The organism is Bacillus sp. FSL K6-0994, from assembly GCF_038630815.1.
GTDB lineage: Bacteria > Bacillota > Bacilli > Bacillales > Bacillaceae > Bacillus > Bacillus safensis.
Window position 1 is genome coordinate 2,356,613 of record NZ_CP152043.1, and the last position, 14,546, is coordinate 2,371,158.

Consider the following 14,546-nt stretch of genomic DNA (forward strand, 5'->3'; position numbering starts at 1 on the left):
CACCTCTTTTCTTATTGTTTAACCATTTTCTGCAATTATCCACGTAAATAAAATTTGTCCTAACTTTGTTAAAAATGAATACACATGAAACATACAGCTCCATCCAAAGTCACTGTTTGCAGTAAAATCTCGTCAGAAAATATTCCATTATTTACTTCTTTTTACACAAGTTGTGCTAGAATCCACTTTAGCTTTAGCCAATGAAACACAAGAGGAGGTTCTTCATGATCACATTCGAAGAAGTCAACAAGCATTATGGCCAGTTCCATGTACTTAAGGACATTAACCTACATATTCAAAAAGGGGAGGTTGTTGTGATCATCGGTCCTTCAGGGTCTGGTAAAAGCACGATGCTCAGGTGTATCAATCGTCTTGAAAGCATTGATGCGGGAAAAGTTCTTGTCAACCAAGTGTCTGTTCAGCATCCGAAGACCAACATTAATCTTGTCAGGCAAAATATCGGCATGGTCTTTCAGCATTTTCACCTCTATCCGCATAAGACGGTGCTTGAAAACATTATGCTTGCGCCGATGAAGGTCAAAAAAGTGAGCAAGGAAGAAGCAAAGGAAACAGCTGAATTTTATTTAAATAAAGTCGGCATTCCTGAAAAGGCAGACACCTACCCTTCACGACTCTCTGGCGGACAGCAGCAGCGCGTTGCCATTGCAAGAGGGCTTGCGATGAAGCCGGAGGTGATGCTTTTCGACGAACCGACATCTGCACTTGATCCAGAGATGATCGGCGAGGTATTAGATGTGATGAAGCAGCTGGCCCGTGAAGGCATGACCATGGTTGTCGTCACACATGAGATGGGCTTTGCCCGCGAAGTGGCCGACCGCATTGTCTTTATTGATGAAGGCAGAATTCTTGAAGAATCAACACCGGCTGCATTTTATGAAAAACCGCAAGAGAAACGTGCTCAATTATTTTTAAGCCGTATATTAAATCACTAGGGGGAATGGTTTGATGAAAAAAATGAAACGCTTTGGCCTGATGCTCTTTATGACTTGCTGCATTGCCGCTTTGGCTGCTTGTGGATCGACTGAAAAAGGGTCAACTGAGGCAAAACAAGGAAGTTCTTTAGAAACCATTAAGAAAGACAAAAAAATCATTTTCGGTGTAAAAAATGACACACGTTTATTCGGTCTAAAAAATCCGAGCAGCGGTGATATTGAAGGATTTGATATTGACATTGCAAAAGCCATCACAAAGGAAATACTCGGCGATAAAGGAAAAGCAGAATTCAAAGAAGTCACATCTAAAACGAGAATTCCTTTACTTCAAAAAGGAGATATTCATGCGATTGTTGCGACCATGACAATTACAGAAGAACGTAAAAAAGAAGTCAATTTCTCAGATGTATACTTTGAAGCAGGACAATCACTGCTTGTGAAAAAAGGAAGCGACATTCAATCCATTGATGATCTTAAAAAAGGAACGAAGGTACTGGCCGTAAAAGGCTCTACTTCTTCTCAAAATATCCGCGAGAAAGCACCTGAAGCATCCGTATTAGAATTCGAGAACTATCAGGAGGCTTTTACAGCATTAAAATCAAACCAAGGGCAAGTGCTGACAACTGATAATGCGATCTTATTTGGTATGGCAGATGAGGATTCAAATTATGAAGTGGTCGGCGGCACCTTTACAGATGAGCCTTATGGCATTGCTGTGAAAAAAGGAGATCAAGAATTAACAGATGCGATCAATAAAGCCTTAAAAACGTTAAAAGACAATGGAGAGTATGACAAGATTCTTAAAAAATGGATCAAAGAATAGCATTTGATTCGTCAAGATCAATGCCTCAGGTGAGCCGCTCCTTGGCTCCCCTGTTAATCAGGAAGGAAGTGAACTGATTGCTGCGGTTTTCCATTCTCACTGAAAATGTTCATCTTTATTTAGAAGGCTTTAAATATACCATTGGTGCAAGTGTCATTGCTCTGATTGGAAGCTTTTTGATCGGTACACTCATTGCCATTATGAGAATAGCGCCACTCAGGCCGCTCAACTGGTTAGGGACGGCTTACGTGGAATTTATTCGGAATATTCCGTTATTATTGATCACCTTTGTTTTCTTCTTTGGTTTACCAGTGCTGGGTATAGTAGCAGATGGTTTTACTGCTGGAACGATCGCTCTTGCCATTTATACCTCTGCCTTTATTGCTGAAGCCATTCGTGCAGGGATACAAGCTGTGCCGCTTGGACAAATGGAAGCAGCCCGTGCTTCAGGTCTGTCATATGGCGGGACGATGCGGTATATCATTTTGCCGCAGGCGATTAAAATCGTCATTCCCCCTCTTGGGAATCAATTTATTAACCTTGTCAAAAACTCCTCTATTTTAGGTGTCATTGCAGGGTTTGATCTTATGTATCAGGGAGACCTCATTGCGTCTAGAACATTCGTGACGTTTGATGTCTACATCTTTGTCGCCATGTTCTATCTGCTATTAACCATTCCGCTCAGTCTAGGTGTTGGTTATTTAGAAAGAAGATTAGCAAGAAGCCACTAGAAAGGAGGAAACATCATGGATTTTATAGGTGCCTACCAGCCTGATCATCTCGCCTTTTTACTTGAAGGATTTGCTGTCACCTTAAAAGTGGCTTTTATTTCCATCATTTTGAGCTTTATCATTGGATTAGTCGTTGGCACATTGCGGTTCGCTCAAATTCCGGTTTTATCAAAAGTGCTTGCGGTTGTTGTAGAAACCATTCGGAACCTGCCGCTTTTACTGATCATCTTTTTCACATATTTTGCATTGCCTGAAATCGGCATCAAGCTGAGCATCACAGCCTCTGCTATTGCAGCTTTAACCGTGTTTGAATCTGCGATGCTGTCAGAAATTATTCGGAGCGGCCTTAAATCAATTGATAAGGGTCAGATCGAAGCAGCCAGGTCTTCTGGTTTAACCTATATTCAAACATTGAAAATGATTATTATGCCGCAGGCTCTGCGCCGAATGGTGCCGCCAATTGTCAGTCAGTTCATATCTCTTTTGAAAGATACGTCGCTTGCCGTTGTCATTGCGCTTCCAGAATTATTACATCACGCTCAAATATTAAACGGTCAAAGCCAATCCTATTTACTGCCGATATTCCTATTGGCAGCTATGATGTATTTTGTCGTCAATTTCAGCTTATCTATTCTTGCAAGACGATTAGAATACAGGCAGGCATAAAATTGAACATCCGCTCTTGACGGATGCCTCAGCGTATAGACCGGTTTGCGATCACGCTGAAAAAAACAAAGGGCTAAAATGAAGATCATTTTAGCCCTTTTTGTTTACATCATTCTCATAACACGTTTTCTTAGCTTTTTCATATCCCGCTTTGATGGCATATCATATCGGCTTGCAAAGTGATATGCGAGTGCACCTGCACCAAGCGTTAATAGTGAAGAAGTCATTTTGCCCATTCGAAATTCCCCCTTAACACTTATAATTGAATTGAACGTTCATCGTCACTAAACAGATCATCTAAGCTGCTTAGTGTCCCGTCTTCCTCCACTTGGTGTGTAGATATTTTGCCTTTCGACAGTGTCAATTCAATAAAACAGCCCCAGCAATAATATTGATTGACCCCAATTTTTCCGATGTCTTTACATTTGCAATTTGGGCAAATGAGCATAATCAGCACCTCTTTACGTTCGGTTTAGAACCAGTGCTTCCTTTTGAACGTTCATCAAGGTTCCGGCAGCCTGCAGCTGTTTCCGAATCCCTGATAGCTCTGTAAAGAAGCCGTCCGAGAGTTCATATGCTACGATTGTGCCCGAATTTGAGCAAAAGTATACATCTTCCAAAATGCCTAAATTTTCACCATCAGGCGACTGCATCATTTTCTTTTTTAATTTTGAAAATAACAAGAATGGAGCAGTGGAATCCATGCCCACTCCCTCCTGACAGCTCACATACAAACCTTTATCTGTCAGCTGATCAAAAGCAGAGAATGGAACGAGTGCACAGTCTTTCTTTTTCCCCTCTAACACATATCCTCCGCAGCTGCCTCCGGCTAAAAAGCAAATATCTTTTATGGAACCAAGTGATTGGGACAGCTCATCTGTATAGATCGTCATTCCTTCAAGTTCTCGGCATGTTCTCAAAATGTGCTCAACCACCTTTTGCGGAACAGTCTTATCGTGTGCGTTTGCTTCATGACTCATACGAAGAAATGGCTTCCATGAACAGAATGGGAGAAGTTCTTTTCATACTAAAAGGCTTCCATATGGAAGCCTTCTACTCATGCATAAAATCAAATGGAGTGATTCCCTCCATGCCAATATTTGCGTCATGTACGCTAAACGGAAGCTCTTTTTGGAGCGCTTCAAGTTCTGCATCCATGATTTGTTCGGTTTGCACTAGCCGCATCGTTAAGGACGTTTGTCTAAGGGAATCCTCATTGTTTTTCACGCCCCATTCCAGCGCTGATTCCTCGCCGCACAGTATTAAAAACTTTTTACTGCGTGTAATGGCTGTGTACAGCAGATTCCGCCGAAGCATTCGGTAATAGCTCCTGACGACTGGCAGCACAACAATCGGGAATTCACTTCCTTGTGATTTGTGAATGGAGCAGCAATAAGCATGGGTAAATTGATGAAAATCCTTTTTTGTAAAGGTGATTTCATTCCCATCAAAGGAGATCACGGCCATGTCTTCTTTTTCTGTATTTTCTTTTGCATAAAAAATCGAGACAATTTCGCCGATATCGCCGTTAAAAATGTTGTTCTCCGGCTGATTCACAAGCTGAAGCACCTTATCACCTGTCCGGTACACCACATCACCAAACGGGATTTCTCTGCCTTTTGGTTTTTTAGGATTCAAAATGTGCTGCAGCATTTTGTTGAGCTCATTGATGCCTGCTTTTCCTTTATACATTGGTGCGAGCACTTGAATGTCCTTTGCCGAAAATCCTTTTTGAGCAGCATTGCTGACAACTTTCTCAATGACTTCTTTCATTTGATCAGCTGAACACCGAATGAAGGACCGATCCTTTGAGCGTGCAGTAATATCCTTTGGCAGCACACCATTTTTCATATCATGTGCCAGTTCAACAATGGTTGAGCCGTCTGCCTGCCGGTAAATATCTGTCAGGGTAACAGCCGGCACGGCTTTTGAGGCAAGCAAATCCCGTAAAACTTGGCCTGGTCCGACAGATGGCAGCTGATGTTCATCCCCTACCATAATCACTTGGATATGATCAGGAATCGCTTTAAACAAATGATTCGCCAGCCAAATATCCAGCATACTTGATTCATCAATGATGACAAGCTTTCCTTCAATCGGCTGTTCCTCATCATGCGAGAAGCCCTCCGAACCGTTCCAGCCTAGCAGCCGGTGAATGGTGACAGCTGGAAGCCCTGTTGATTCTGTCATCCGCTTAGCCGCCCGTCCAGTTGGTGCCGCAAGCACAAATGGGAAGGATTCATCTTTTTTATAATCACTCGGATCAAGAGAAACACCGTGAAGATCACTGTAAAGCTCGACAATTCCTTTAATGACCGTCGTCTTCCCTGTTCCAGGCCCGCCTGTTAAAAGCAGCATCGGGGACATGAGTGCCTTTTGAATCGCTTCCTTTTGTGTCGGAGCATACTGGACGCCTAACCGCTCCTCCAGCTCGCCAAGTGCTAGCAGGAATTCTGATTCAGGAAATTGATCTGCATATTCTGTTTGGGAGACGATTTTTTGAATGCGTTTGGCGACACTTTGCTCTGCATAAAATAAGGATGGATGATAGCAGCGGTCGTCTTCAATGATCATTTCTTTTCCTTCGCCAAGTGCAATGATCTGATTGGCAACATCCATTTCAGTCACTTTGTAATCATTGCCTGTTTGGTTGAGCAGCTTGCGGGTTTCGACGATCAAATCTTTCGTTTGTATGTACGTATGACCGTCCTGTAGACTGGCTGTCTCCACTGTATATAGCAAGGCGGCGCGAATCCGCTCTGGGTCATTACCTGAGATGCCTGTTCTAGCACCAAGCTCATCCGCCTTAATAAATCCGATTCCCTCGACATCCTTGACAAGCTGATAGGGATTTTCCTCGATTTTCTGCAGCGTTTCACTCTCGTATACTTGGTAAATCTTCATGCTGAGCTGCGGACCAAAACCATACTGATTCAGGCTGATCATGATTTGTTCCAGCCCTTGATGCTCCTGAAGCGCTGCGGCCAGCTTATCCGCCTTCTTTTTTGATAAGCGCGGTACATCATACAAAACAGCTGGGTCACGCATAATCTTATGAAGCGTCTGATTGCCAAGCTTCCCGACGATTTCTTCAGCCGTCTTTTTCCCTATCCCCTCAAATAAATCACTTGAGAGATAATGTATGATTCCTTGCTTCGTTGTTGGTACTTCCTTTTGAAAATGAGTGGCCTGAAACTGTTCACCAAATTTCGGATGGCTTGTCACTTTGCCATAAAAGGTGTAGGTTTCCTCCTCATGAAGTGCTGGGAAGTAGCCTGTGACAGATGCTGTTTTTTCCTCTAAGTTTTCCGATGTTTCAATGACTTTTACCTTTAACACCGAGTATAAATTACTTTCATTATGGAAAATAACGGCTTGAATGGTCCCCTTTAAAAACGGTTCGTCCTCAAGCTTCATTTGATCTGGATGTTCCTGCACAGGTCTTCCCTCCTTCTCTATTCTGCCTCTTGAATCAGCTTTTGCGCATGTAGTGCCAGCATATGGTCAGGCTGCACGTCAATGGCTTTACCCAGCATCTCAAGTGCTTCGTCTTTTTTCTCTAAGTACGCATACGCAACACCTAAATTATAAAAGGCATCTGCATGCTGCGGATCACGCGTGATGACTTCACTAAAAGTTGTCACCGCTTCTTCCAGCATGTGTTCATTGGCTAAGCACATGCCAAATTGGAATCTTGCTTCATTATCTTCTTCATTTAGTTCAACGGCACGCTGAAGATACGGCATCGCAAGCTTTGGCTGCTCTAATTTGATGAGCGTCTGCCCGAGCATATAAAACAAATCACTATTTTCCATGCCCGCTTTTAGTGCTTGTTCAAAGTAGTCTTTCGCTTTCATAAAGTCTTCTTTTAATGTATATACATTTCCTGCTCCATAATAGGCTGCAGCTGCGGTATGATCAAGTTCAATTGCTTTCTGAAAAAAGTTTAAAGCGCGTTCAAATTCATTGATACTTGAAAGTAAGTTCGCAAAGTTAATATATGGAACCGGGTCCTTCGGGCTTTCTTCGATCGCTTTTGTAAAAGCTTCAGCTGCTTTTTCGATATTCCCTTGATTCAAGGCTTCTATGCCGATTTCGTTATAATTCATTCGCTCTCTCATCCTTTCATTAAAAAACCTCAACAGCGACGTTGAGGTTTTGAAACATACTACACATACGACAGCTTTTGACCATCTTTGAAGACATCGTCAATTGTACCGCCGCCAAGACATTCGTCGCCATCATAAAAAACAACCGCTTGTCCCGGGGTAACAGCACGAACAGGCTCATCAAAGATCACCATCGCTTCTTGCTCACCTGTCATTTTGACCTTCACATGGTGATCTTCTTGACGGTATCTGAATTTTGCTGTGCAAGTTAATTCACCGTTTTCTCCGACAATATGAGGACGAGTCCAGCTGATATTAACAGCTGAAATGCTTTCAGAGTATAAAAGTGGATTGTGGAAGCCTTGTTCAACAAACAAGATGTTTTTCTCCAAGTCTTTTCCAACGACAAACCAAGGATCACCGCTGCCGCCAATGCCAAGTCCTTGGCGCTGACCGATCGTGTAATACATCAGTCCATCGTGCTCCCCTTTTACTTCTCCGTCCATTGTCTGCATCACACCAGGCTGTGCAGGCAAATATTGACTGAGGAACGTTTTAAAGTTTCTTTCTCCAATAAAGCAGATACCTGTTGAATCTTTTTTCGTTGCTGTTGCGAGCTCTGCTTCTTTTGCCAATTCACGAACCCTTTTTTTCTCTAAATCACCGATTGGGAACATGACTTTATCAAGTTGTTCCTGTGTCAGCTGATTTAAGAAATACGTTTGGTCTTTGTTTGCATCAAGACCTCGCAGCATTTTGACTTCATCACCAGTTCGATCAACACGAGCATAGTGTCCTGTTGCCAAATAATCCGCACCAAGTGAAAGTGCATGCTCAAGGAATGCCTTGAACTTAATTTCTTTGTTACACATGACATCTGGGTTTGGCGTTCTGCCCGCTTTATATTCATCAAGGAAATATTGGAACACTTTGTCCCAATATTGCTTCTCGAAATTCACTGCATAATAAGGGATTCCAATTTGGTTACATACGCGGATGACATCCTCATAGTCTTCCGTTGCTGTACAAACACCATTTTCATCGGTGTCATCCCAGTTTTTCATAAATATGCCGATGACATCATAGCCTTGCTCCTTTAACATAAGAGCGGCAACTGATGAATCGACTCCTCCGGACATACCGACCACAACTCTTGTATCTTCTGGTCTTTTTGTCATCTTCATCAACTCCAATTTCAATGAAACAACATGCGCGTTTCGTTCTTCAGGTGCTTCGCTGTTTCATTTTTCACACACGAACAAAAGGAAGCATTTATTTGGCTAGGCGTTTGACAACAGCCGCTATCTTATGTGCCGCCTGCTTCACATGATCCTCTTCATTCCCAAGACCGAAGCTTATTCTGACTGAGGATGTCAGCTCTTTTGCTTCTGCGCCATACATGGCGCTTAACACGTGCGAAGGAAGGACAGATCCAGCCGTACATGCCGATCCGCTTGAAACAGCAATTCCTTCCATATCTAAATTCACAAGCAACGATTCAATGGAGACGCCCGGGAAATGAACATTTAAAATGTGCGGCAATGTCTCTTTCGGATGTCCATTGATAGAGAAATTGAGAGATTCCTCTTCGAATACTTGCAGCATGGTTTCTTTGAGCTTACCATAATGCATCGCTTTTTCTCTTCTATTTTGCTTCGTTAATTGAACAGCTTCTGCAAGCCCAACAATTCCTGCCACATTTTCAGTACCGGCACGGCGCTTTCTTTCTTGTTCGCCTCCGAATATTTGCGGAGAAAGTTTCACGCCTTCGTTTACATATAAAAAACCTGTTCCCATCGGACCATTCAGCTTATGGCCAGAAGCAGATAAAAGATCAATATGGAGATCTGCTGCATCAATGGGCACTGTGCCAAACGCCTGCACTGCGTCTGTATGAAAATGAGCAGTGTGATCACGCAGAAGTTCGCCAATGGCTTTGATTGGCTGAATCACACCTGTTTCATTATTGCCGTACATGACGGTCACAAGAATCGTATCATCTCTCAATGCTTGTTTTAATTGATCAAGATGAATCAATCCTGTTTCGTCCACATCTAAATATGTCACTTCAAATCCTAGTTTTTCTAGGCGTTCACATGTATGCAGCACCGCATGATGCTCTGTTTTCACTGTGATGATATGTTTTCCTTCATGCTGTCTTGCCATGGCAACACCTGTAATTGCCAGGTTGTCCGCCTCGGTTCCACCGCTTGTGAGGATGATCTCCTGCGGTTTACAGTGTAATTCTCCTGCAATGACTTCTCTTGCTTCATCGAGCCACTTTCTTGCCTCGCGCCCATATGAATGAATACTAGAGGGATTGCCAAATATCTCTGTAAAGTACGGCATCATCTTGTCCACAATACGCTGATCCATCGGCGTTGTGGCCGCATGATCTAAATAGATTCGTTCCATTTCCGGTACACCTCTGATCTAAATATAGAACATATACGAGTCTTGATCCCCGTCATCTGTGTAGCTTGCCAAGTCTTCAAGAGTTGTATTGTCTAGTACGTCTTTTACTGCATCACGAATACGAATCCATAGTTCACGCTTTGCTGGTTCTTCGTTTTCGATGACTTCAACAGGACTAATGGGTCCTTCTAATACACGAATAATATCACCTGCTGTGATCTCATTTGGTTCATGTGCAAGAACATAGCCGCCATACGCTCCGCGGATACTTTTTACAAGACGGGCATTGCGGAGTGGTGATACAAGCTGCTCTAAATAATGCTCAGACAAATCATTGTTTTGAGCGATTGATTTTAATGATGTAGGGCCTTCGCCATGTTTTTTGGCTAATTCGATCATGATCGTCAGACCATATCTGCCTTTAGTTGATATTTTCAAGTTAAACACCTCTGCGTTTTCTATTCTATGTCATCAATTATTTTTCTGATTTCATATACGCCGATATATAGACCAGAAGCAATTATATCATACTTTCAGCCAACTTTCATTTACGGGTTCTGAGCATGATAGAAGGACGAATCCCTTTTCTATTTGAAGAAATTTCGGTACTCTATACAAACAAGACATTGCTATAGGAGAGATAATTATGAAACCTTTAGCGTACCGGATGCGCCCAAGTCATATTGAAGACATTATTGGGCAGGAGCATCTTGTTGGAGAAGGTCAAATTATTAGGCGAATGGTCGAGGCAAAACATTTATCCTCGATGATTTTATACGGACCGCCGGGCATCGGCAAAACATCGATTGCAACCGCGATTGCTGGCAGTACAAGCATTGCTTTTCGAACGCTGAATGCGGTCATTCATAACAAAAAGGATATGGAAGCTGTTGCCGCTGAAGCGAAAATGAGCGGCCAGGTGATCCTTATTTTAGACGAAGTCCACCGGCTTGATAAAGGAAAGCAGGATTTTCTTCTTCCTTATTTAGAAAATGGCATGATCATTTTAATTGGGGCAACGACGGCTAATCCCTACCATGCGATCAATCCTGCCATTCGAAGCCGGACACAAATATTCGAGCTGAAGCCGCTTGAAACAGAGCAGATCAAAGCTGCGTTAACAAGAGCCTTACAGGATGAGCATCGAGGGCTTGGCGGCTATGAGGTGACAGTGGACGATGAAGCGATGAATCATTTTGCCAATGGATGCGGAGGAGACGTGCGTTCTGCTTTAAATGCACTCGAGCTCGCTGTCTTATCGACAAAAGCTGATGAGACAGGGCATATCACAATCACTCTTGCCGCAGCAGAAGAATGTTTACAAAAAAAGAGCTTCTCACATGACAAGAATGGTGATGCTCATTATGATGTCCTCTCGGCTTTTCAAAAATCCATTAGGGGATCTGATACAGATGCGGCGCTGCATTACCTTGCCAGACTGATCGAAGCAGGAGACCTTGAAAGCATTACAAGGAGATTACTCGTGATGGCTTACGAGGACATTGGCTTAGCCAGTCCGCAGGCTGGCCCCCGCGTGTTAAGCGCAGTACAAACAGCAGAAAGAGTCGGCTTCCCAGAAGCACGGATTCCACTGGCGAACGCAGTGATTGAGCTGTGTCTTTCTCCTAAGTCTAATTCGGCATATAAGGCGATTGATGCGGCACTTGGTGACATTCGTACAGGGAAAATTGGAGAAGTTCCAGTTCATTTAAAGGATGCTCACTACAAAGGCGCCACAGCACTCGGAAGAGGCGTCGATTACTTATACCCGCATGATTACGAAAACGGCTGGGTGAAGCAGCAATATTTACCTGATCCGTTGAAAAACAAGCAATACTATGTACCGAAACAAACCGGAAAATTTGAAGGTGCATTGAAACAGGTCTATGAAAATTTAAAACGCCAGAAATAAAAAAAGCCCCCTGCATGTTAGCAGGCGGGCTGTTTATTTATCCTTCACACGTGTAATTGGAATATCTTTTAAAAGCTTCATAATGACATGACCACCCATGATCAGTCCGGCAACAGACGGAACGAATGCATTGGATGATGGCGGCATTTGTGCCTTGCGAATCTTCGCTTCATCATTTCCAACTTCTTTTCTGACATCTTCACGAATGACAATCGGACTTTCATCAGAGAAAATGACTTCAATTCCTTTACGAATCCCTTCCTTACGCAGACGTGTTCTCACAACTTTTGCAATAGGGTCGGTATGTGTTTTTGAAATATCATCAATTTTGAAGCGTGTCGGATCTGTTTTGTTCGCAGCTCCCATACTTGAAATGATGTTCACACCTCGTTTCAGACACTCTTTCATTAAATGAATTTTATAGTGAATGGTATCTGAGGCATCAATGACATAATCAAGCGGATACTCAAAAAATTGTTCGTATGTTTCCTCTGTATAAAACATCTTTAGCGCAACAACTTCACATTCTGGATTAATATCAGCGATTCTCGCCTGCATTAAGTCAACCTTTGGCTGGCCAACTGTTGATAGCAATGCTGGAAGCTGACGATTTACATTTGTAATATCAATATCATCTTTATCAACAAGAACAATACGGCCAACGCCTGAACGAGCGAGTGCCTCTACTGCGAATGAACCAACGCCGCCCACACCAAGCACTGCAACTGTACTGTTTTTTAGTATATTTAAGCCTTCCTTGCCAATGGCAAGCTCGTTTCTTGAAAACTGATGTAACAAGTGCCTCACTCCACCTTTATTTAAAATGAATCGAAAGAATCATATCATATTCAGACTTCTCCGTCATCCTTCTCTAAAAGAAAAAAACACAAAAAAGTCCCGATGACGCCGCCAGCATTTCCTTCGTTTTGAACCCCGCACCATGCAGGTGGGTGCTTTCTTCCTGACTTTATAAGTCCTCTAAAGAGGCATTTATGCAGAAAGGAAAGGCAAGCTCCCGTATAAAAAAATGTTCGGTCAAAACTAGGTAACCACCGTACGTATCAGGACTTTATTTATTATTGATGAAAGCATATCATAGGCATATTTCTTTTTCAAGCGTTTACATACCTATAAACATGCGCCTATTTTACTGTTTTACTTTTGTTTTAATCGCTAAACTCAGCTCATCAAGCTGCGCCTCGCTTACATGGCCAGGGGCATCTGTGAGAACGCAGCTCGCACTTGCCGTTTTTGGGAATGCAATCGTATCTCTTAAGTTAGAGCGGCCTGCAAGCAGCATCACTAAACGGTCAAGACCCAGCGCGATTCCGCCATGCGGAGGAACACCATGCTCAAAAGCATCCAGCAGGAAGCCAAATTGTTCGTAAGCTTCTTCTTTTGAAAAACCAAGTAAGCCAAACATTTTTTCTTGAATGTCCTTTTCGAAAATACGAATAGAACCTCCGCCAAGCTCGTAGCCATTCAGCACAAGATCGTAAGCCTGTGCCTTCATGTCTTCCGGGCTTGTTTCAATTAATTCAAGATCATCGCGAACTGGCATTGTGAATGGATGATGGGCAGCATAGAAGCGGCCTTCTTCTTCATCCTTTTCAAGCAGCGGCCAATCGACAACCCATAAGAAATTGAATACAGACTCATCGATCAGTCCAAGCTCTTTACCAAGTTTTAAGCGAAGTGCACCAAGCGCATCATGGACAACAGACGTCTTATCTGCAACAAAAAGTAAAAGGTCGCCTTCTTCAACTTGCAGCTGTTCTTTTAATTCAGCTTGCTTTGCTTCATCAAAGAATTTAGCGATCGGCCCTTTTAATTCAGTCCCTTCTGCTTTTAGCCAAGCTAGACCTTTTGCACCGTAGTTCGCTGCAAATGCACCAAGTGCATCAATGTCTTTTCTTGAGTAGTTCGCTGCAGCCCCTTTTACATTGATGGCTTTCACAGACCCACCATTTTTCACAGCTCCGCTAAACACTTTGAAATCGGAGTCTTTTACCGTGTCTGAAATGTTCACCAGCTTCATCTCAAAGCGTGTATCCGGCTTATCAGATCCATAAGAATTCATCGCTTCATCGTATGTCATACGAGGTAATGGCAATGTAAGGTCTACTCCTTTGACATCTTTCATCACCTTCGCCATCATCTCTTCAGCAAGCGTCATGATATCCTCTTGACTCATAAAGGACATTTCAATATCGACTTGTGTAAATTCCGGCTGACGGTCAGCACGCAAGTCTTCATCTCTAAAACAGCGGGCAATTTGATAATAACGGTCCATTCCAGAAACCATCAGCAATTGTTTAAATAATTGCGGAGACTGAGGCAATGCATAAAATTCTCCCTCGTGTACACGGCTTGGAACAAGATAGTCACGCGCACCTTCTGGGGTACTTTTCGTTAAAATTGGTGTTTCAATGTCTAGAAAGCCGTTGTCGTCTAAGAAATGGCGGAATGCTTTTGTGACTTCATGTCGCATTTTCATTGTTTCAAACATTGCAGGGCGGCGAAGATCCAGGTAACGATATTTTAAACGAACATCTTCTGATACCTCATCTGCTTGATCTGAAATCACAAAAGGAGGAGTCTTCGCTTCATTTAAAACGGTGACCGTTTCGACTTGAATTTCAATTTTGCCCGTTTTTAAATTTGGGTTGATCGTTGCTTCTTCTCTTGCAACAACCGTTCCTTTAATATCAAGGACATATTCATTACGAATTGATTCTGCTGTCTCAAGCGCCTCTTTTGATAGGTCTGGATTGAAGACAACTTGTACAATCCCTGTACGGTCGCGCAAATCAATAAAGATTAATCCGCCTAGGTCACGCCTTTTTTGAACCCATCCTTTTAATACAACTGACTGACCGATTTGGTTTTCTGTTACTTCTCCACAATAAAAAGTTCTACCAAACACAAACATTCCAC

The 14,546-nt window shown here is 42.8% G+C and carries 15 protein-coding genes and 1 other RNA gene; 5 read left to right on the top strand and 11 right to left on the bottom strand.

All coding sequences use genetic code 11. The features are described 5' to 3' along the window. Positions 1–224 precede the first annotated feature (224 nt). The 4 genes from MHB69_RS12185 (at position 225) to MHB69_RS12200 (ending at position 3,173) form a co-directional block, all read left to right on the top strand. Positions 225–953 carry an amino acid ABC transporter ATP-binding protein gene (locus MHB69_RS12185; protein WP_024423116.1) on the top strand — a complete coding sequence of 243 codons (729 nt, stop codon included), beginning with the start codon at positions 225–227 and terminating at the stop codon, positions 951–953. A 13-nt stretch (positions 954–966) separates the two neighbouring features. Next, complete coding sequence (locus MHB69_RS12190) at positions 967–1,776, top strand: transporter substrate-binding domain-containing protein (RefSeq protein WP_046311901.1); 810 nt, start codon at positions 967–969, stop codon at positions 1,774–1,776. A gap of 77 nt (positions 1,777–1,853) precedes the next feature. Continuing rightward, on the top strand, positions 1,854–2,507 hold the full coding sequence (locus MHB69_RS12195) for an amino acid ABC transporter permease (protein WP_024427868.1): 654 nt from the start codon (positions 1,854–1,856) through the stop codon (positions 2,505–2,507). 15 nt (positions 2,508–2,522) lie between these two features. Then, positions 2,523–3,173 (top strand): amino acid ABC transporter permease, encoded by a 651-nt coding sequence (locus tag MHB69_RS12200; RefSeq protein ID WP_024427867.1) that lies wholly within the window; start codon positions 2,523–2,525, stop codon positions 3,171–3,173. A gap of 104 nt (positions 3,174–3,277) precedes the next feature. Here the strand turns inward: MHB69_RS12200 and MHB69_RS12205 are convergent, their stop codons facing one another. The 8 genes from MHB69_RS12205 to MHB69_RS12240 all read right to left on the bottom strand — a co-directional run bounded on the left by MHB69_RS12205 (position 3,278) and on the right by MHB69_RS12240 (position 10,135). Beyond that, positions 3,278–3,409 carry a YrzQ family protein gene (locus MHB69_RS12205; protein WP_003216198.1) on the bottom strand — a complete coding sequence of 44 codons (132 nt, stop codon included), beginning with the start codon at positions 3,407–3,409 and terminating at the stop codon, positions 3,278–3,280. Positions 3,410–3,429: 20 nt separating this feature from the next. Further along, positions 3,430–3,621, bottom strand: a complete 192-nt coding sequence (locus MHB69_RS12210; protein ID WP_003216308.1) for a hypothetical protein — start codon at positions 3,619–3,621, stop codon at positions 3,430–3,432. A 13-nt stretch (positions 3,622–3,634) separates the two neighbouring features. Continuing rightward, on the bottom strand, positions 3,635–4,153 hold the full coding sequence (locus MHB69_RS12215; protein WP_052470355.1) for a PRC-barrel domain-containing protein: 519 nt from the start codon (positions 4,151–4,153) through the stop codon (positions 3,635–3,637). A 73-nt stretch (positions 4,154–4,226) separates the two neighbouring features. Continuing rightward, positions 4,227–6,611 (bottom strand): ATP-dependent RecD-like DNA helicase, encoded by a 2,385-nt coding sequence (locus tag MHB69_RS12220; protein WP_041118108.1) that lies wholly within the window; start codon positions 6,609–6,611, stop codon positions 4,227–4,229. Between the two features lie 17 nt (positions 6,612–6,628). After that, complete coding sequence (locus MHB69_RS12225; RefSeq protein WP_034279920.1) at positions 6,629–7,282, bottom strand: tetratricopeptide repeat protein; 654 nt, start codon at positions 7,280–7,282, stop codon at positions 6,629–6,631. Positions 7,283–7,341: 59 nt separating this feature from the next. Further along, on the bottom strand, positions 7,342–8,460 hold the full coding sequence (gene mnmA, locus MHB69_RS12230; RefSeq protein WP_039180282.1) for a tRNA 2-thiouridine(34) synthase MnmA: 1,119 nt from the start codon (positions 8,458–8,460) through the stop codon (positions 7,342–7,344). A gap of 94 nt (positions 8,461–8,554) precedes the next feature. Continuing rightward, complete coding sequence (locus MHB69_RS12235; protein WP_024427863.1) at positions 8,555–9,697, bottom strand: cysteine desulfurase family protein; 1,143 nt, start codon at positions 9,695–9,697, stop codon at positions 8,555–8,557. A gap of 18 nt (positions 9,698–9,715) precedes the next feature. Continuing rightward, a complete protein-coding gene (locus tag MHB69_RS12240) occupies positions 9,716–10,135 on the bottom strand; it encodes an Rrf2 family transcriptional regulator (RefSeq protein ID WP_024423125.1) in 420 nt (139 codons plus the stop codon). Positions 10,136–10,343: 208 nt separating this feature from the next. Here MHB69_RS12240 and MHB69_RS12245 point away from each other — a divergent pair, with 208 nt between their 5' ends. Then, positions 10,344–11,609, top strand: a complete 1,266-nt coding sequence (locus MHB69_RS12245; RefSeq protein ID WP_024427862.1) for a replication-associated recombination protein A — start codon at positions 10,344–10,346, stop codon at positions 11,607–11,609. 33 nt (positions 11,610–11,642) lie between these two features. On the opposite strand, the gene MHB69_RS12250 is transcribed toward MHB69_RS12245, so the two are convergent. The 3 genes from MHB69_RS12250 to aspS all read right to left on the bottom strand — a co-directional run bounded on the left by MHB69_RS12250 (position 11,643) and on the right by aspS (position 14,535). Then, positions 11,643–12,407 (bottom strand): tRNA threonylcarbamoyladenosine dehydratase, encoded by a 765-nt coding sequence (locus tag MHB69_RS12250; RefSeq protein WP_024423127.1) that lies wholly within the window; start codon positions 12,405–12,407, stop codon positions 11,643–11,645. A gap of 92 nt (positions 12,408–12,499) precedes the next feature. Then, a non-coding RNA gene (gene ssrS, locus MHB69_RS12255) (6S RNA) lies at positions 12,500–12,680 on the bottom strand. A 76-nt stretch (positions 12,681–12,756) separates the two neighbouring features. Further along, positions 12,757–14,535, bottom strand: a complete 1,779-nt coding sequence (gene aspS / locus MHB69_RS12260; protein WP_342495598.1) for an aspartate--tRNA ligase — start codon at positions 14,533–14,535, stop codon at positions 12,757–12,759. Positions 14,536–14,546 lie beyond the last annotated feature (11 nt).

Coding starts and splice junctions, on each gene's coding strand:
- MHB69_RS12200 (WP_024427867.1), top strand. CDS start 2,523: ATGGATTTTATAGGTGCCTACCAGCCTGATCATCTCGCCTTTTTACTT.
- MHB69_RS12235 (WP_024427863.1), bottom strand. CDS start 9,697: ATGGAACGAATCTATTTAGATCATGCGGCCACAACGCCGATGGATCAG.
- mnmA (WP_039180282.1), bottom strand. CDS start 8,460: ATGACAAAAAGACCAGAAGATACAAGAGTTGTGGTCGGTATGTCCGGA.
- MHB69_RS12185 (WP_024423116.1), top strand. CDS start 225: ATGATCACATTCGAAGAAGTCAACAAGCATTATGGCCAGTTCCATGTA.
- MHB69_RS12225 (WP_034279920.1), bottom strand. CDS start 7,282: ATGAATTATAACGAAATCGGCATAGAAGCCTTGAATCAAGGGAATATC.
- MHB69_RS12215 (WP_052470355.1), bottom strand. CDS start 4,153: ATGAGTCATGAAGCAAACGCACACGATAAGACTGTTCCGCAAAAGGTG.
- MHB69_RS12190 (WP_046311901.1), top strand. CDS start 967: ATGAAAAAAATGAAACGCTTTGGCCTGATGCTCTTTATGACTTGCTGC.
- MHB69_RS12205 (WP_003216198.1), bottom strand. CDS start 3,409: ATGGGCAAAATGACTTCTTCACTATTAACGCTTGGTGCAGGTGCACTC.
- MHB69_RS12245 (WP_024427862.1), top strand. CDS start 10,344: ATGAAACCTTTAGCGTACCGGATGCGCCCAAGTCATATTGAAGACATT.
- MHB69_RS12210 (WP_003216308.1), bottom strand. CDS start 3,621: ATGCTCATTTGCCCAAATTGCAAATGTAAAGACATCGGAAAAATTGGG.